The 16,722-nt window shown below is 67.1% G+C and carries 20 protein-coding genes; 10 read left to right on the forward strand and 10 right to left on the reverse strand.

Translation table 11 applies throughout. The features are described 5' to 3' along the window. Positions 1–54 precede the first annotated feature (54 nt). The gene (locus tag QE397_RS18255) at positions 55–480 is read left to right on the forward strand and encodes an SRPBCC family protein (protein WP_037186314.1); all 426 of its coding nucleotides are present in this window, start codon (positions 55–57) and stop codon (positions 478–480) included. Between the two features lie 6 nt (positions 481–486). Here QE397_RS18255 and QE397_RS18260 read toward each other — a convergent pair whose 3' ends face one another. Continuing rightward, positions 487–1,152: a hypothetical protein gene (locus tag QE397_RS18260; RefSeq protein ID WP_307096545.1), complete on the reverse strand. Its 666-nt coding sequence runs from the start codon at positions 1,150–1,152 to the stop codon at positions 487–489. Continuing rightward, entirely contained in the window at positions 1,149–1,625 is a 477-nt protein-coding gene (locus tag QE397_RS18265) for a hypothetical protein (protein WP_051613525.1), read from the reverse strand. Before QE397_RS18265 ends, QE397_RS18260 begins: the two co-directional genes overlap by 4 nt. 74 nt (positions 1,626–1,699) lie before the next feature. Between QE397_RS18265 and QE397_RS18270 the strand changes: the two genes are divergently transcribed. The 3 genes from QE397_RS18270 (at position 1,700) to QE397_RS18280 (ending at position 3,421) form a co-directional block, all read left to right on the forward strand. Beyond that, positions 1,700–2,194, forward strand: coding sequence for a hypothetical protein (locus tag QE397_RS18270; protein WP_307096548.1), 495 nt, complete (start codon positions 1,700–1,702; stop codon positions 2,192–2,194). After that, positions 2,191–2,580 (forward strand): transcriptional regulator, encoded by a 390-nt coding sequence (locus QE397_RS18275; protein WP_307096551.1) that lies wholly within the window; start codon positions 2,191–2,193, stop codon positions 2,578–2,580. The genes QE397_RS18270 and QE397_RS18275 overlap by 4 nt, the downstream gene beginning before the upstream one ends. A 271-nt stretch (positions 2,581–2,851) precedes the next feature. Continuing rightward, positions 2,852–3,421 (forward strand): maleylpyruvate isomerase N-terminal domain-containing protein, encoded by a 570-nt coding sequence (locus QE397_RS18280; RefSeq protein ID WP_307096552.1) that lies wholly within the window; start codon positions 2,852–2,854, stop codon positions 3,419–3,421. A 9-nt stretch (positions 3,422–3,430) separates the two neighbouring features. Here QE397_RS18280 and QE397_RS18285 read toward each other — a convergent pair whose 3' ends face one another. After that, positions 3,431–3,589 (reverse strand): hypothetical protein, encoded by a 159-nt coding sequence (locus QE397_RS18285; RefSeq protein WP_200933861.1) that lies wholly within the window; start codon positions 3,587–3,589, stop codon positions 3,431–3,433. Positions 3,590–3,718: 129 nt separating this feature from the next. Between QE397_RS18285 and QE397_RS18290 the strand changes: the two genes are divergently transcribed. Continuing rightward, positions 3,719–4,504: an SDR family oxidoreductase gene (locus tag QE397_RS18290; RefSeq protein ID WP_027506520.1), complete on the forward strand. Its 786-nt coding sequence runs from the start codon at positions 3,719–3,721 to the stop codon at positions 4,502–4,504. Positions 4,505–4,515: 11 nt separating this feature from the next. Here QE397_RS18290 and QE397_RS18295 read toward each other — a convergent pair whose 3' ends face one another. Together QE397_RS18295 and QE397_RS18300 are read right to left on the reverse strand one after the other, a co-directional pair. Then, a complete protein-coding gene (locus QE397_RS18295) occupies positions 4,516–5,343 on the reverse strand; it encodes an IclR family transcriptional regulator (RefSeq protein ID WP_197027824.1) in 828 nt (275 codons plus the stop codon). Positions 5,344–5,405: 62 nt separating this feature from the next. Further along, positions 5,406–5,564: a hypothetical protein gene (locus tag QE397_RS18300; RefSeq protein WP_197027825.1), complete on the reverse strand. Its 159-nt coding sequence runs from the start codon at positions 5,562–5,564 to the stop codon at positions 5,406–5,408. Between the two features lie 247 nt (positions 5,565–5,811). On the opposite strand from QE397_RS18300, the gene QE397_RS18305 reads away from it, so the two are divergent. The 3 genes from QE397_RS18305 (at position 5,812) to QE397_RS18315 (ending at position 7,634) form a co-directional block, all read left to right on the forward strand. Continuing rightward, positions 5,812–6,168: a nuclear transport factor 2 family protein gene (locus QE397_RS18305; protein ID WP_056443437.1), complete on the forward strand. Its 357-nt coding sequence runs from the start codon at positions 5,812–5,814 to the stop codon at positions 6,166–6,168. Positions 6,169–6,223: 55 nt separating this feature from the next. Beyond that, entirely contained in the window at positions 6,224–6,736 is a 513-nt protein-coding gene (locus QE397_RS18310) for a MarR family winged helix-turn-helix transcriptional regulator (protein WP_056443434.1), read from the forward strand. 238 nt (positions 6,737–6,974) lie between these two features. Beyond that, a complete protein-coding gene (locus QE397_RS18315) occupies positions 6,975–7,634 on the forward strand; it encodes a sigma-70 family RNA polymerase sigma factor (RefSeq protein ID WP_222650628.1) in 660 nt (219 codons plus the stop codon). A gap of 8 nt (positions 7,635–7,642) precedes the next feature. On the opposite strand, the gene QE397_RS18320 is transcribed toward QE397_RS18315, so the two are convergent. From QE397_RS18320 to QE397_RS18340, 5 genes are all read right to left on the reverse strand, one after another. Then, a complete protein-coding gene (locus QE397_RS18320; RefSeq protein ID WP_307096560.1) occupies positions 7,643–9,142 on the reverse strand; it encodes an alpha/beta fold hydrolase in 1,500 nt (499 codons plus the stop codon). A gap of 23 nt (positions 9,143–9,165) precedes the next feature. Then, a complete protein-coding gene (locus QE397_RS18325; RefSeq protein ID WP_307096562.1) occupies positions 9,166–11,109 on the reverse strand; it encodes a S9 family peptidase in 1,944 nt (647 codons plus the stop codon). Positions 11,110–11,164: 55 nt separating this feature from the next. Continuing rightward, complete coding sequence (locus QE397_RS18330) at positions 11,165–11,806, reverse strand: DUF3159 domain-containing protein (RefSeq protein WP_307096565.1); 642 nt, start codon at positions 11,804–11,806, stop codon at positions 11,165–11,167. A 154-nt stretch (positions 11,807–11,960) separates the two neighbouring features. Beyond that, positions 11,961–13,481 (reverse strand): alpha/beta hydrolase, encoded by a 1,521-nt coding sequence (locus tag QE397_RS18335; protein ID WP_307096567.1) that lies wholly within the window; start codon positions 13,479–13,481, stop codon positions 11,961–11,963. 38 nt (positions 13,482–13,519) lie between these two features. Continuing rightward, complete coding sequence (locus QE397_RS18340; RefSeq protein WP_307096569.1) at positions 13,520–14,164, reverse strand: hypothetical protein; 645 nt, start codon at positions 14,162–14,164, stop codon at positions 13,520–13,522. Positions 14,165–14,317: 153 nt separating this feature from the next. On the opposite strand from QE397_RS18340, the gene QE397_RS18345 reads away from it, so the two are divergent. Together QE397_RS18345 and QE397_RS18350 are read left to right on the forward strand one after the other, a co-directional pair. Next, positions 14,318–14,923, forward strand: coding sequence for a TetR/AcrR family transcriptional regulator (locus tag QE397_RS18345; protein WP_222633215.1), 606 nt, complete (start codon positions 14,318–14,320; stop codon positions 14,921–14,923). Positions 14,924–15,077: 154 nt separating this feature from the next. Further along, complete coding sequence (locus QE397_RS18350) at positions 15,078–16,694, forward strand: MFS transporter (protein ID WP_222638929.1); 1,617 nt, start codon at positions 15,078–15,080, stop codon at positions 16,692–16,694. The last annotated feature ends 28 nt before the right edge of the window (positions 16,695–16,722 follow it).

Consider the following 16,722-nt stretch of genomic DNA (forward strand, 5'->3'; position numbering starts at 1 on the left):
CAGCGGCACCGGTGCTGACATGATCGGGTCCCGCATCGAACAGGAGTCCCTCTGATGGCAGCACCCACGCGCGTCCACGTCACCCACACGTTCACGTCCGCACCGGATGTCGTGTTCGCAGCCCTGTCGGAGCACGAGAACCTCGGCCCCCTGTTCGGAGCGAAGATCACGCGTGTTCGTGACGGAGACAGCTCGCGCAACGGTGTCGGCTCCACGCGCGCACTGAAGCTCGGCCCGCTGCCCGCCTTCCACGAGACGACGATCGTCTCCGAACCGAACACCCTCATCGAGTACAAGATCACCAAGGGCTCACCGCTGCGCGGACACTGGGGCACCCAGCGCCTGACCCCGACGACCGACGGCGGCACCGCTCTCGACTACACCATCGGATTCGACGCTCCGGTTCCCGGCCTGGCTCTCGTCGTCGCGAAGGTTCTCACCTCGACCATCTCCGCCAAGATCGGCAACCTCGTTCCCTGACGAGGGTCAGAAGGTCTCGTTCCAGTCGCGAGCGAACATGAATGCACCGGCGGTGCCCCAGCAGGTCACGCCGAAGTCGACGTCGGACGAGCACACCACTCCGGACGTCGAGAGAACCTCGCCGTACTCGAGCACTCGAGGTGCCGGGCTCGTGTAGATGCCCTGCGTGGTGCACAGATGGTGTGAGCCGGCATCGTCGACACGGACCGCGTACTTGTCGTTCGGCGCATTCGTGCACATCGGGCCGTCGACCGGCTGCACACTCGTCACCGCTTGGCATCCGACCTGGCCCGCGGGTGAGCCACCGGCCCAGATCCCGCACTGCACGTTTCCGCTGGGCGTCGTGAAGTTGGTCAGGCCAGGGGCGGTCTGGAACAGGGCCGGGTCGACCGTTCCCGACTCGGGGCTCGGACGCGGCTGATTCCAGGGAAACAGGTCGGACACCTCCTCCGGGGTTCGCCGCGGCGAGGTGGCAGTGGACTCTCCCGACACCTGTGCACCGGGTGCAGGAGGCGTCGCCGACTCCACCGCCGGTGTCGTGGTGGTCGGCTCCACCGTCGACGTGGCCACCGTGGTCCCCGCATCCGTCGCGGAATCCCCGCCGGAACACCCCATCAGAGCCGACGCACACAGTGCAGCGATCGGAACGACGAACGTCCGCATCGCCGTCATCGGGCCGGCACCTCGAAAGTGGGGCTCGGCGTGTGCGGGGTGTTCGTCCTGAACGTTACAGTGACCGGTCCTGCACCCGTGTCGATGTCGAGATAGGGGTTGGTCACGTTGGGGCCCTGGAAACGCCAGCTCGCCACTCGGTGTTCGGCGGTACCGCTGGCGCCGGTGTCGTGATTGTGCCAGTCCGCGTACATGGTCACGTAGCACTCGTAGTCGGCCAGCCCCACCCACGCGGGGCTGTACAGATGGGTCGTGAAGTCAGCGTGAATCTCGTCAGGGGTGTAGCCGCTGGTCACTCTGACATCGACCGTTCCCGCGAGGCACTGGGGAACCTCGGCGAGGGTGTGGATGCGCTGCTCCGGTGAGAAGTACATCGGTTGCGCACCGGCGTTCACGGTGCCACCCACCGTGACGACTGCCGTCAGGGCGCCGGTGACGACGACGGCGCGAGTGCTGATCGGGCGCTTCTTCATGACCCTCCTCGAGTGGACTGCACGACCCGCCGAACGTAACACTTTCCGGCGCGGAAAGTGTTAGTGTTTCCGTCATGGAAAGCCATCGGTCGCCGGACGATGCTCGCGCCCTGCTGAGTGAGATCCATGCCGACCGAGTTGTTCTCGCCGACCGTCTCGTGGCGCCGACATGGTTCTATCCGACCTTCGCGGCACTGACCGCCCTGTACGTCGGTACACCGTCGCTGCCCGATGGCCACGTGCGTTCGGTGTCGACGTCCGTTCTGGTCGCGGCCGCGATCGTGACGACGGTGCTCTGTCCCCGCCTGACGGGGGTACGCCCATCAGGAGTGGGTGTGGTCGGGTGGTGTGTTCTCTGTGGGCTGCTGGTGACCGTGCTCGGATCGTTGAGCGTCTCCTACGGTCTGGTGGCATCTCTGTCCGCGTGGTGGGTCCTCGTGCCACAGGCGCTGTGTTTCGTGCTCGTGCTGTTCGGCGGCCGCCTGTTCGACCGCGAGTATCGCCGCCATCTGCACGCAGACGACGTCCGACCCCCGTCCGGCCGGGCGCACTCCGGACCACGGTCGTGACCGAGGATCGCGGCCCCGAACCACGATTCGATGCCGTCATCCACGCACCGGTCCGGCTGCGCATCTGCGGGCTTCTACGCCGAGTCGACGAGATCGATTTCGCCATCATCCGCGACACCCTCGAGATCAGCGATGCGTCTCTGTCCAAACATCTCCGAGCTCTGTCGGACGCGGGCTACGTGTCGACGAAGAAGACGACGTCACTCTCCCGCGGCGACTCGCGACTGGTGACGTGGGTCGAGCTGACCCGGGTCGGTCGCGATGCTTTCGACTCTCACATCGCAGAACTCGGACTCATCGCGCACGGTCGCCCGGAACAGTCGACGGCTCGGCAACCACTGTCGACGAGACTTCCCCACTTCGGACCGACACCCGAATTCGGCTGACGACCGCACGGCGCCGTCGCCTGATCCACGTCGTATCCACGTTGTTCACGCCGACGTCGACTCACCCGCCGTTCGAGTTCACCGGGGCTCGATATCAATGACCCGTCACCGTCGAACAGCGCAGCGGCACAGACAGAATTCGGGTCGCATCCTGTGCGCGGGGAGACCGGTGACGCAACGATCCGAGCGCCCGCCGACACGGGCACCCTGCTCGGCTCGGACTCGCTCGCGCACGATTGACGTGAGGGCGACGACGGTGCACAGTGCGCGCATGACACTGCCGCGCGAGACCGCCGACCGTCACCGCGCCGTCGTCGCGACCTTCACCACGCTCGTCGAGTCCACGTCGGCCTGGGATGCCCCGGCGCCCGTGGACGGTTGGACCGCACGGGATGTGGTGGCGCACCTCGTCGACTGGTTCCCGGCGTTTCTGGCGACGGCCACCGGGCTGGAACTCGATCGTGGGCGCTCACCACTCGAGGACCCGGTCGATGCCTGGCGTGTCCACAGCGACGCCGTGCAGAGAGTGCTGGACGGGCCGGACGCCGCGACCCCGTTCCACCATCCGATGATCGGCGAGATGCCACTTCCCGCGGCGGTCGGCCAGTTCTACGTACCCGACGTCTTCATGCACTCGTGGGACCTCGCCGCGGCCGGCGGGCAGGATCTCTCACTCGACGCCGACTACTGCGCCGAACTGGTCGACGGCATGCGGCCGATCGAGGAGCTCATGCGGTCGTCCGGCCAGTACGGGCCGGCTGTCGCAGTACCCGACGACGCCGACGATCAGACGAGGCTTCTCGGATTCATCGGGCGCGATCCGCATTTCCTCGGGCGCTGAGGCGCCCCGTCAGTCCTGCACTTCGTCTCGCTCGTGCTGCGTTCTCTGCTCGAGCTCGTCGTCGTCGAGATGGCTCGGTGTCTTGGCGTGAGCCCGGCGGTCCGGGTGCGCGTCCTCCGTGGGAACCAGGACGTCGTCGAGTGTGGGTTCGTCGTGTGGATCGGTCATGAGTGCGGCGTGCCCGCGGACGAATCATCCAAACGTCCCCGTTCTCACTCCGCGATAACGACCCTGGACGCCCCAGACCGTGCAGGTGTGATCTGGATGAGAATCATTCACCGAGTCACGGAGGTCTCCATGAGCCAGAACCCACGCGTCGCCGTCGTCACCGGAGCAGCCCGAGGAATCGGCAAGAGTATCGCCGAACGCCTGGGCCGAGACGGTCTTCACGTCGTCGTCGCCGACCTGCCTGGTTCGAAGGACGGTGTCGACGAGACCGTCGAGACGATCGTCGGTGCCGGCGGTGTGGCCACGGGCGCCGCGGTCGACGTCGTGGACGAATCCTCGGTCGAATCGTTGGTGCGTACCGCAGTGGACGCAGGCGGGCGCCTCGACGTCTTCGTCGCGAATGCCGGAATCGCCCAGGTCGAAGAGCTGCTGAAGTACGACAGCGCCGACTTCGACAAGATCTTCGACGTCAACGTCAAAGGCGTCTTCAATTCCTACCGAGCCGCGGCCAACCAGTTCATCGCGCAGGGAGGCGGCGGCAAGATCATCGGCGCGGCCTCGATCGTCGCGTTCCGACCCTTCGCACTTCTCGGCCCCTACTCGGCGACGAAGTGGGCCGTACGCGGTCTCACCCAGGCCGCGGCCATGGAGTGGGCCGAACACGGCATCACCGTCAATGCCTACGGCCCCGGCATCGTCGGCACGGCGATGTGGGATCTCATCGACGAGAAGCTCGCCGCGAAGCACGGCCAGCAGAAGGGCGAGGCGCTCGCCGAGAACGCCCAGTCGATCCTGCTGGGCCGAGTATCGGTGCCCGACGATGTGGCGAAGCTCGTGAGCTTCATGGCATCTCCGGATTCCGACTACGTCACGGGCCAGACGATGCTCGTGGACGGTGGCATCCAGTTCTCCTGACGCGGACGAGGTCAGCCGGTGCGCAACCACCGGCTGATCTCGTTCGCCGCGGACCGCAACGCGTGCTCCACCTCGGCCGCCCGTCGACGGTCCACTTCCCGATCGGGGGTGCTGATGGCCACGGCTCCCATGACCGCACCCGACGCATCATGGACAGCCACTGCAGCGCACGCTTTCGTCGGAACGAACTCCTCACGCTCCCATGCCACCCCACGACGGGACACCTCTGCGAGGTGGTGTTCCAGTTCGTCGCGGTCGGTGATGGTCGTGGACGTGAGCCGCTCGGTGCCATGGGTGTCGAGGTACTCGGCTGCGTCCTCGCGGGACATCGCAGCGAGCAGGATCTTGCCGAAGGCAGTCGCGTGCCCGGCCTCGTGGAAACCGAAGTTCAGCGGCGTGATGCGGGGGTGGGTGGCGCAGTCGGCGACATGCGCCACCACAACGTCGGACCCGCGGTAGACGGCGAAGTAGCTTGCCGTCCCCAGTGTCTCGTGCAGCTTCGAGATACGCTGCCGCACCGGCACAGGCACGCCGACCTGGCGATGCAGGCTGACACCGAGACGAGCCAACTTGTATCCCAGCTCGAACCGCTGTCGCGCTCGGAGATGAACGAGGTAGTCGCAACCGACGAGTACCTGCAGCAGACGGTAGGTCGTGGGCAGCGGGAAGCCCAGCACCTCGGAGACCTCCTTGGCGGTGGCGCCGCCGCGATCGGCCACCACCTCGAGCACGGCGAGGGTCTTCTCCACCGTGGCGACTCCGCCGGCTCCGGCGCGCCGCAACCGCGTCGGGACGTCGGGGGTCGGGGGATCACGGGGAATTCGATCGTCGTCGAGCACACCCCCATCGTCTCTCAGCACCGCCGCAGGGGGCGGAAGATCGAGCCCACGGGTTTCGTCGATCACAGAACTCGACGGGCGCGACGGTCCAACTCGCGGCGCACCCGGGTGCACTCGTTGGAGACCGACACGACGTCGTCCGGTGGCGCGTCGCGGGCAATGGCGGAACGGCGGTCCGTCACCAGCCGCTCGTACCGTTCCTGCAACAGATCGGTGGACATTTCCGCATAGTTCATCGCCCGACTCAGCTCTGACCGCGAGGGTGACCCGGCAGGTCACACCACACTCTCGATCTCCACGATCAGGATCCATCACCGGAGGTCGACTCGGGCATGAATGGCATATCCCCCACGGACGGTCCATTGACCCGTTCCATTGTGGCGCCACCCTCTCGCGACGCGGTTGACGTGGAGACCGGCCGCGCCTAATTTGGGTGAACCTTCACCCATATGGAACTGGAGCCCAGCGATGGCAGAGTCGATCGAGCAGCTGATGCACGCCAACCTCCTGCAGGTCTTCGGCGAACGGGACCCCGCGGCGAGGCGGGCCGCCATCGCGCGGACGTACACGGAGGACGTCGTCTTCTCTGATGCCGAGGCTCGGGTGCAGGGCCACGACGCACTCGATGCCAAGGTGCAGGCGATCCTCGACGACGCACCGGGATTCGTGTTCACCGCGGACGGCAGCGTTCACCTCATGCAGGACGCCGGCTACCTGGCGTGGGCACTCGGACCCGAGGGCTCCGATCCCGTCGTCCGCGGAGCCGATGTCGGCATCGTTCGCGACGGCCTCCTGGCACAGGTCTACACCGTCATCCTCACCTGAGGTCGGTGGCCGCCTCGATGCGGGCCGTCCGTCGTCGGCCGGGTACAACAGGACGATGACCGAGTACGACGTGGCATCCGAGTCTCCTTACGCCTTTCTCGGCGAGGAGGAGACACGGGCCTGGTACGCCTACATGAAGGTGCACCTGCGGCTGCGCTACGAGATGGATCACCAGCTGCGCGGCGATCACGGCATCTCCCTGGCCGACTACGACGTACTGGTGGCGCTGGTCAGCGATCCCGAGCGCACGCTCTCGGTGTCCGACCTCGCCACCCGCATCGGCTCCGAGCGCAGCAGGGTCTCGCATCAGCTCCGCAGCCTGAGCGCACGGGGACTCGTGACCCTGGCGACCGACCCCGACGACCGTCGAGTGACCCGAGTTGCACTGTCCGACAGAGGTAACGACACCCTCGCCGATGTCTCGCCGCGACACATCGACTTCGTGCGGTCCGTCTTCTTCGACGCCCTCACTCCCCCTCAGGTGCAGGAGATGTCGACGATGTTCGAGGGCATCTACGACCAGTTGATCCGACACGGGACACTGCCCCGGCCTGTCGACCATCCGTGAGTCACCCGACGCCGATCAGTCGGAGTCGGACGGGAACCCGGGAGAGCAACGACACATCCGATCTCACGGCGCTTCTCACGGGTTACCGACCCTCGAACACTTCCTGACACCGAGACTGGCGCGATTCACGAACTCCTGGTTGCCCGCTGCTCAGGAAACGGACCGCACGGCGCACGACGCGAGATACGCGGTGTCCGTTCATGCGAGCGTCGGGGCCCGCATGATGCAGAATCAGCCCATGACCACGGCGGAGTACGCATCTCCGCGACGAGCGCGCCCACCATTTCTCGATGTCGATCGGTCCGATCGTGCAGCGACCGAGGCGAAGGCCGCTGCGCTGGACCGAGACCTTCGCGACCGATGCGGTGTCCTGCTCGGCCTGATCGCCTCCGGGGACGACCGCGCGATGGTCGAACTGATGCTGGTCACTCGACCCGTGGTGTTCGCAGCGGCGTTGCGAGTTCTCGGAGACCGTGCGCGCGCCGAGGACACGGCTCAGGAGACGTACTTCCAGGTGTGGACCTCGGCCGGAACGTTCGACTCCGACCGAGGGACACCTCACGCCTGGTTGGCGACTCTCGCGCGCCGACGAGCGATCGACCGTTCGCGCTCCGACACGGCGTCGGCGAGGCGGGACACGGCGTACACCGCATCGCATTTCGACCGCGCTCACGACGGCGTCTGGGAAGCGGTGTGGACGAACGCCGACAACGATCTGCTGACGAAGGCGCTGATCGAACTGACCAGTCTGCAGAGGAGCGCAGTCGACCTGGTCTACTTCCAGGGCCTGTCCTGCCGCGAAGCAGCCGAGCGGCTCGGCGTACCTCACGCCACCGTCAAGACTCGCGTGCGAGACGCCGTGTTGCGCTTGCGACTTCACCTCGCGCGCACCGCCTGAGCGAGCGTTCAGAGGGTGCAGCGAGTCCCTGCCTCGGGTGTGGCCAGCTCGACGAGATAGTCGGCCACGATGTCGTTCACGCAGGCATTCGCACCGGAGATCGCGACGGTGTGCTGCTCGCCGTCCACGGGGAGCAGCGTTCCGCCCAGAGTGTCCGCGAGGTTCACACCCCCTTCGTAGGGCGTGGACGGATCACCCGTGATCGAGATCGTCAGAGTGTCGGGAACGCCCTCGACATCCTGTGCGTAGGGAATTCCGAGTGTCGGCTCGGCCGGCCAGAACTCGCACGGATCACGAGCCCCCTCCGGACCGAGTCCCGCGTCCGTGAACGGCGCGATCTCCTGAATTCTCCGTTTGAGCTCGACTTCCTCCTCCGGTGTGTTGCGGTCCTCGTCCATGCAATTGACGGCGTAGAGCGCTTCGCTGAAGTTGGGGTGGGTGCCGTCCTCGTCGCGGCCGCCGAACACGTCGAGGATCTTCAGCAACGTGTCTCCCTGTCCCGCAGTGACCTCGGCTATCCCTCGGATGATGACAGGCCACACCGTCGAGTCGTAGAGTCCCGCGACCACCGCTCCGTATGCAGCGTCGAAGTCGAGGCGCCGACCGCTCTCGGTGACGATGGGATTCTCGACGAGAGGCCTGACGATGTCCTGGAACCTCTCGACCGCCCTGCTCGGATCGGGGCCCAGCGGACAGTCCGGAGACGCCGCACAGGACGCGGCCATCTCGTCGAACGAGCGCTGGAAGCCGGTGAACTGGTCGACTCTGCGGTCGGCCGTGCTCTGAGCGGGGTCGATGGCGCCGTCCAGGACCATGGCGCGCACGTTCTGAGGGAACATCTCGGCGTACACCGCTCCCAATCTCGTTCCGTAACTCTGACCGAGGTAGCTCAGTTTCTCGTCGCCGAGCACCTCTCGCAGAATGTCCATGTCCCGCGCGGCATCTCGAGTTCCGACCGCCGAGAGGACGTCGTCGCCGCCCGAGCGCTCGGCGCAGCGTTCGACCAGGCGACGCGAGTCGTCCTCCGTCAGCGTTCTCGAGCCGGTCAGCACCGTGGTGTACGCCTCGCCGGCGTCGTTCTCGGCATCGGTGAAACAGTCGATCGCCGGTGTCGACGCACCGACCCCGCGAGGATCGAAGCCGATCAGGTCGAAGTGTTCGGTCACGCGACTGTCCGCCAAGGTCGTCGCACCCGCGGCGGCCATGCTCATTCCCGGCCCACCGGGCCCACCCGGATTGAGCAGCAGTGACCCGATTCGCTCACCCCGCGCGGGTGCCTTCAGCAGGGCGATCTGCGCCGTCCGACCGTCGGGATCGTCGTAGTCCAACGGCACGGTCACGTGAGCGCACTCGAAGGTCGGGTCGGCGGCGAACGCAGTGGCATCGGCCGATGTCACCGCGTACCCGTCGCACGATTCGAAGGCCACGTCCTGGTCGTGAACACTGCTCAGATCCGGCTCGGTCCGCGGTTGCGCACACCCGGCGAGCACCAGCGCAGTGACTGCCACGGTGACTCCTGCCGTCCTGCGGCTCACGACAGCGACCCGCTCGGTGCGTGGACGGACGAGGGACTCGCGGAATGCTCGCGCCCACCAAGGTGCTGGGCGAGGAACCGCTCGACCTCGCGGTAGAACGCAATGGTGTTCTCGGGGTTGACGAACCCGTGTCCTTCGTCGTCGAAGACGAGGTAGTCGACGTGGACCCCACACGAGCGGAGGGTGGCGACGACGTTGTCGGACTCGGCTCTGGTGACACGAGGGTCGTTGGCTCCCTGCGCGATGAGCAGGGGCGCCGTGGACGCGTCGAGACGGCTGATCGGGGACCGCGCGAGCATGTCCGCTTCCTGCTCCGGGTCACTCGGGTCGCCGACGAACCGGTACCAGTTGTTGACCAGGCTGGCCCGGAGAAAGGACGGTTGTGTCCTCATGAAGTTGGCGAGGTCCGAGATGCCGACCAGATCGACCGCCGCGGTGAACACGTCGGGGGTGAAGGTCGCGCCGACCAACGCGGCGTACCCGCCGTACGAGCCGCCCATGATCGCGACGCGCTCACGATCGGCGTACCCCTGCTGTACGGCCCACTCCACCGCATCGACCAGGTCGTCGTGCATCGCGCCCGCGAGTTCCCCCACCGCAGCGTTGGTGTGAGCCTTCCCGTAGCCGGTGGAACCGCGGAAGTTGACCTGCAGCACCGCATACCCGCGGTTGGCGAGCATCTGCACGGCGGGATCGAAACCCCACGAGTCGCGATACCATGGGCCGCCGTGGACGAACAGCACCATCGGCAGCGCGGTCGGGTCGACGCCGAGAGGCAACGTCAGGAAAGACGGCAGCGCACGCCCGTCGCGCGCCTCGATGGTCACCGGTTCCATCGGCGCCATCGCGGTCGGCTCGAGATGCGGGTACGGACGGAACAACTGGCGGCTCGCACCCGCGGTGTGGTCGTAGAGAAAGGTGACAGCGGGATCCCGATCGTGCACGAAGCTGACGGTCCAGCGCAGTCCGCTCCGGTCCGAGGACAGTGCGCCGACATCGCCGTCCGAGAGCTGTTCGAGTGCGCGCAGGATCTCTCCGAAGCGCGGGTCGAGCACCCGTATCTCCTGACGCTCGCCCAGGTATCGCACCCCGAGCAGGTCGCCGGTCTCGGCGTCGCAGATCAGGGGCGACGATGTCTGTTCGACAGCGCGGCGGGCTGCGTCGAGTTCCAACGTCGGGTGCGAGTCGACGACGGTCTCCTCGCCGGTGTCGAGGTCGACGCGCACGAGGTGAGTCAGATCGCGCCCGCGGGTCGAGCCCATCCACAAGCCTGTACCGTCCGGGGTCATCTCGGTCGGGGTGATCCCGATCGGGTAGTCCGTGGCGTCGATCGACGCGATCGGAGTCCGTGTTCCCGACGGGGTGACCCGGGACAGGAGCAGGTGGCCGTCGTCGGTCGTCTCCTGCTCGATGAGAATGTCGCCATCCGCGAGCATCAGCAATCGGTCCGTTCCGGCGCTGCGCCCGATCATGGTGATCTCACCGGTCGCGACGTCGATCCTGTGAAGGTCGAACTCGGCAGGGTTCCGCGCGATGAGCATCACCGTGTAGCTGCCTGTACTCCCGCGCACCGGCAGGAGTCCGACAGCACGAGCGCCGGGGAACGGCGTGAGATCGACGGCGGGACTGCAGGGATCGTCGAGATCGACACGGAACACGTGGTGGTTCTCGTCGCCTCCACTGTCCTGCAGGTACAGCAGCCACCGGGGGTCGTCGGTCCACTCGAACTTCATGACGCTGCGGGTCTCGTCAGCGCTCACGCATCGTGCATCACCCACGGCGGAGAGATCCGGGGCGATGTCCTGCACCCAGACGTTGAGCCTGTTCCTCCACGGTGCGAGGAAGGCGATTCTGTTGCCTTCCGGAGAGATTCGGGCACCGACCGCGGCGGGCGGGCCGAAGAGGTCGTCGATCGCGATCAGATCGGGTGCAGTGGTCATGGGAGGTCCTTTCCTCTGGTGGGGCGGGTGTCGAACTGTCTGTCGGTGGTGTCTCTCAACGGACGAAGTGCGTGGTCGAACGCCGGAACGCCCAGACGGTGACCACCACGGCGACCGCGAACAACGGCGCACCCATCCCGATTCTCGCGACGGCGAGCCAGCCGGTGGCGTCGGTGTCGTACAGCCAGTCCTGCACGAGGTACCGGGCACCGAAGAGCACCGCGAAGGTGAGAGTGGCGACGTCGTGGGCGCGGCGCACCGAGGAGTTCCGTCGCCAGGCATATCGGTTGCCGTGCAGCGCGTTCCACAGCAGGCCGGTCACCGGTCGGCGGATCAGCACCGATGCGAGTACCACGACGCCGGCCACCAGGCTGGTCCAGATGCCGAGGAGGAAGTAGCCGCTCGCACTGCCACTCATCGCCGCGACGGCGCCGGCGGCGAGAACGCCGACGAGACCGCCGCTCGCCCCGGCGATCGACTCACCACCTCGGACGCGATGGACGGTCAGTCCCAGTGCGACGAGCACCGCGGCGCCGATCGCGATCGGCAGCGTCCAGATCGAGTTGGCGACGACGAACACGATCACCGGTATCGCGGTGCGGATCATGCCGCTGGTGCCACCCAGACTGTCCACCACCCTCGCTCCGGCATCGGTGGTCGGTGCGTCCTGCGTGCTGTCGTGTGGCGGGTTCGTCATGTCGCCCTCCTTGCGCCTCGGTCGATCCGGTCAAATGTGTTCATCGACAACCAGAGTCGTCGAGCTGACCGACCGCTGCCAGTGCCTGCGTGCACCGGATACGGTGACACTGTCATCGACCGGTCATGACAGATGTCACGGCGTCAGCCGGTGCTCACTGCGTCGCCCGAGGACACTGGGCGTCTTTCTCCGGCATGGTGCCGCCGACGAGATACTCGGTGACCACCTCCTGCGCGCAGGGGTTGGTTCCGAGCGCGAAGACACCGTGCCCACTGCCGTCGACGTTGAGCAGCCGGGAACGATCTCCGAAGCGCTCGTCGAGCAGTTCACCGCCGCGCAAGGGCGTGACCGGATCACGTCGATGCTGCGCGATGAGGATGTTCGTCGGTCCGTCGGAGTCGATGGAGACCGGGGGTTCGGTCGGGGCATGGGCCCAGAACGCGCACGGCATGATGTTCGCCGCCGCTGCGCCGAACAGCGGGTAGTCGACCCTGTCGGTGGCGACGGCATTCTCGTACGTGGTCACGTCGTGCGGCCACTCGACGTCGTTGCAGGTGACCGCCAGGAAGACGGACCACGAGTTGTCGCCGGCCGACGGTACCGGAGCCCCCTGCGGAAGGTCCCCACCCTGACCCGCCGCGAGGCCGTCCCGGTACGAGACCCACGCATCGGCCGCAGTCTCGTACGTCGCCGGGTTGTACAGCGTGACGAAGGTGGCCAGACGGAACGAGCGACCGTCGACCCCGTTCACGGGCGTGGCATCGAGCCTGGAGGCGATGTCGAAGTACGTCGCCCGCACCTCGTCCTCGGTCGCACCGAGACCGTATCGGTCGTGACGCTCGGCCATCCACCGGGCGAGATCCGGGAAGGTGTCTTCCATTCCTCGGGAATAGCGCCGCATCCCGGCTCGATCGAGATGGGTGTCACCGATGTTGCTGTCCAACACGATTCGGTCGGTGCTCTCGGGGAACATCGACGCATAGGCCGCGCCCAGCGCCGAGCCGTAGGAGTAGCCGAGGAAGCTCGCGGTGTCCTCGCCGAGAGCAGCTCGGACGCGGTCGAGGTCCCGCGCCACGTTCGCGGTGCTCACGTGGCGCAGCAGGCCGTCGTCCTCGGCGGCGCACCGGCGCGCGACTTCTCTCGCAGTACGAACCTGCTCGTCGAAAGCAGCCTGGTCGTACGCGTACGGCGGGACTGCGCCGTAGTAGTGCAGGTCGTCGGTGAAGCCGCAGCTGATGGGACTGGAATGGCCCACCCCACGGGTGTCCATGCCGATGAGGTCGTAACTGTCCAGCACGGACTGCGGCATGCCCCGATTCACCAGGAACGTCGGTTGGTCGAGCCCCGTACCACCGGGGCCGCCCGGGTTGAGCAACAGCACCCCTCGCCGTTGCTCCGGCTTCTGGGAGGGCAGCCGAGAGATCATGACGTCGATCTGTCCAGCGTCGGGGTCGTCGTAGTCGATCGGCACGGGCACCGACGCGCACTGCAGGCGCGACGGTTCCTCCGCTGGGTCACCGACGTCGTCGGGACATGAGGCCCACTCGAGGTCGGGCATGGAATATGGTTGCTGCACTGCAGTATCGGGCTGAGACGCGGTGGAGGTCGTCGAGCAGCCGACGAGAACGAGGCTGATCGCGGCCACCGCAGCAGTACGCGTGTCGTATCGGTTCACGGGATGTCCATTCGGTAGCGGGGGTGGCCGACGGCCGATCAGTTACCGGCGGCGTCGAGCCAGTGATAACGCAGTCGCAGAGCGCGTTCCGTGCTGCCCACGGCGGCACCGACGGTGGAGGCGACCGTCGACCACGTCGGCAGATCGATCGGTGCGGCGATGACACCGACCGACTCGGCGATCGGCGGAATTCGAGACACTGTCTCGACGAGATACACCGCGAGCGACAGGACTCCGCTGAGAACGAGGGCGATCGAAACGACGCCGATGACCGAACTCGCCGCGGGGTGCCGCCTGTCGAATCGGGCCCGGCGCCCTTCGGCCGAGCGAGGGTCGGGGCTCAGCTGCCGCTCGCTCCCGTCAGCGGAGACGAGATGGCACCGCTTGACACCGAAACCACTCATCGCGACCTCGATGCGGCCGTCCTCGACGGGGAACGCGGCGGGCAGTGTCGACCGTGCTTCGCACAGACCGTCTCTGTACAGATCGGCCGTGACAGAACCGGAGGCCTGGTCCTGCCAGTGCCTGATGTCGACGGACCATTCCGGCTCATGGGGGCCCGACGGTGGGAGATGAAACAGCGCACGTCCCAGCAACTGCCACCATCGGAACGGCTGCAGTGCTCGCCCGTCGCCGGGTCGCACCCGACGAGCCGCGCGGCGGCGCCTGACTCGATCGAACATGATTCGCTCCTCTTCCGCCGGCCGTGCCACTAGCACGCTGTACTGTCGCGAACGATGGCGACGACGCTAGCACACCGTGCTAGCACATTGTGCTGGTCGCGTGAACGGTCCTGCTCAGAGCAGGAACGAGCGCAGAGGAACAGAGGGGACGCGATGCCGACACCGGAGGAACCCGGCCCGGACACGCGGGCGCGGATACTCATCGCTGCCTGCGAGATGATCGGTGAGGACCCGGCGTCGACACTCAGCGTGCGATCGGTCGCCGCGCGCGCCGGAGTGAGCATGGGTTCTCTCCGTCATCACTTCCCCACCCAGCGCGCACTGCGCGAGGCCGTTCTCGCCACGATCTACGACGTGGTGACACCGGACGCCGACGTCATCCACGACCGATCGATACCGGCTCGGGATCGCCTCGTGCGCTGCCTCGAGCAGGTCCTGGTGCCTGCCGTCGGTGCGCAGGCGCGGCGCGCGTTGATCAGCACCGTCGAGGCGTTCGCAGTACCCGAACCCACCGCAGACATCCGAGCCGCCTACGCGTCCTTCGCCGAGGAAGCGCAACGGAGAGTCGAGCAGTGGCTCGACATTCTCGCCGCCGAAGGTGCAGCGCCACAGGGTGATCAGTCGCTGAACGCCGCGTTCCTCAACACGGTTCTCGACGGCCTGTTCTGGGACCGGGCGATGCCCACCGATCCCGCCACGCTGCACCGAGCGACCGCCATTCTCCAGCATGCAGTGGATTCGGTCCTCACGCCGCCGTGACCACGTCGAGGATGTGGCTCGGGGGCTTCATCCTCACCGCGAGGAGGCGGATGGACGACCCGTGCTGCGCCGTGTCGACACCGCCCGGTGGTCGTGATATGCCTGGCGGCATCGTCGCCACCGCGCACGCATCGACCGACCGGAAGGTCCACCCATGACCGCCGACCTCGCCGCAGGCCCCGACACCCACTCGTCCTCGGCATGGGCGCCGCTGCGTGGCAGGGTGTATCGCACGCTGTTCATCGCTCAGCTGGTGTCGAACATCGGCCTGTGGATGCAGACGGTGGGATCACAGTGGTTCCTGGTGGAGCAGAACAGCAGCGCGACCGTGGTCGCCCTCGTGCAGACGGCCAGCCTGCTGCCCACCTTGTTCTTCGCCCTCCTCGCCGGCGGACTCGCCGATCTGCTCGATCGGCGCAGGTTGTTGATCGCGATCAGCACGTACACCGCCGTCGCCGCGACGGCCACCGCGGTGCTCGCCTTCACCGACGTGCTGACCCCGATGATGTTGCTGGCGATGACGTTCCTGCTGGGGTGCGGCTCTGCGCTGTCGTCTCCCGCATGGCAGGCCATCCAACCCGAACTGGTTCCGGCCGAACAGATCCCGGCAGCATCCGCCCTGGGCGGCGTGACCGTGAACGGTGCGCGCGCCGTCGGCCCGGCCATCGGCGGCGTGATCGTGGCTGCGGCCGGACCCGCCGCGGTGTTCGCCATCAACGCCCTGACGTTCGTCGTCATCATCGGCGCGCTCGTGTGGTGGCGTCGGCCCGCAGACGACCGGTCCGTCGACCGAGAGCGCCTCGGCAGGTCCATGCTGACCGGGCTGCACTACATGCAGTCCGCACCGATCGTGCGCCGGATCCTGCTGCGCTCGGCCCTGTTCGCCTTCCCGGCATCGGCGCTGTGGGCCCTGCTGCCCCTGGCCTCGTCGCGCCACCTGCACTTCGGCGCGTCGGGGTACGGGCTCGTCCTGGGAATGCTCGGTGTCGGCGCAGTGTCCGGCGTGGCGCTCTACCCGCGGTTGCGACAGTCGATGTCGGGCAACGCCGTGCTGGCACTGTCCGCGGTCACCTATGCCGTCGGCGTCGTCTCCGTGGCCTACCTCCCCGCCGGCGCGGCCGTCCCGTTGCTGCTGCTGTCGGGCGCCGCGTGGATCGCCACCCTGACCACACTCAACGCGGCGATTCAGCTCTCTCTCGCGCACTGGGTGAGAGCTCGGGGGATGTCGATCTACCTGTTGGTGTTCATGGGCTCCCAGGCGCTGGGCTCTTTCGTCTGGGGTCTGGTCGCGTCGCACGTCGGTTTCGCTGCGGCGCTACTGATCTCGGCGGTGCTCTTGGTGGTCACCGCCGCCAGCGTCACGGTCCTGCCTCTGCGCGCCGACACCGGCACGCTGCCGCGCGGGGTGTCGACGGCGTGGCCGACACCGATGGTGATGTTCGAACCCGAACCCGACGACGGCCCCGTGGTCGTCTCGGTGACGTACCGGGTGCGGCCCGACTCGACGACCGACTTCGACCGCGCCATGGCGGCCGTCGGGAAAGCTCGCCGCCGGACCGGCGGGTACTCCTGGGCACTGTTCAGGAACGGCGAGGACCCGTCTCTGCGTGTCGAGCAGTTCACCGCCCGGTCGTGGGGCGATCTCGAGCGGCAGCACCGTGAGCGCTGGACCGAGTCGGATCACCAGCGGATGACCGAGGCTCTGTCCTACACGGTGACCGGTACGACCGAGAAGGAGGAACACCTGTTCGGCGTACCGGCCGACCGGTAGTGCGAGACCCCGGCCGGACGTGACGACC

Origin of the sequence: Rhodococcus sp. SORGH_AS_0301, from assembly GCF_030818285.1 — a bacterium.
Taxonomy (GTDB): Bacteria; Actinomycetota; Actinomycetes; order Mycobacteriales; family Mycobacteriaceae; genus Rhodococcoides.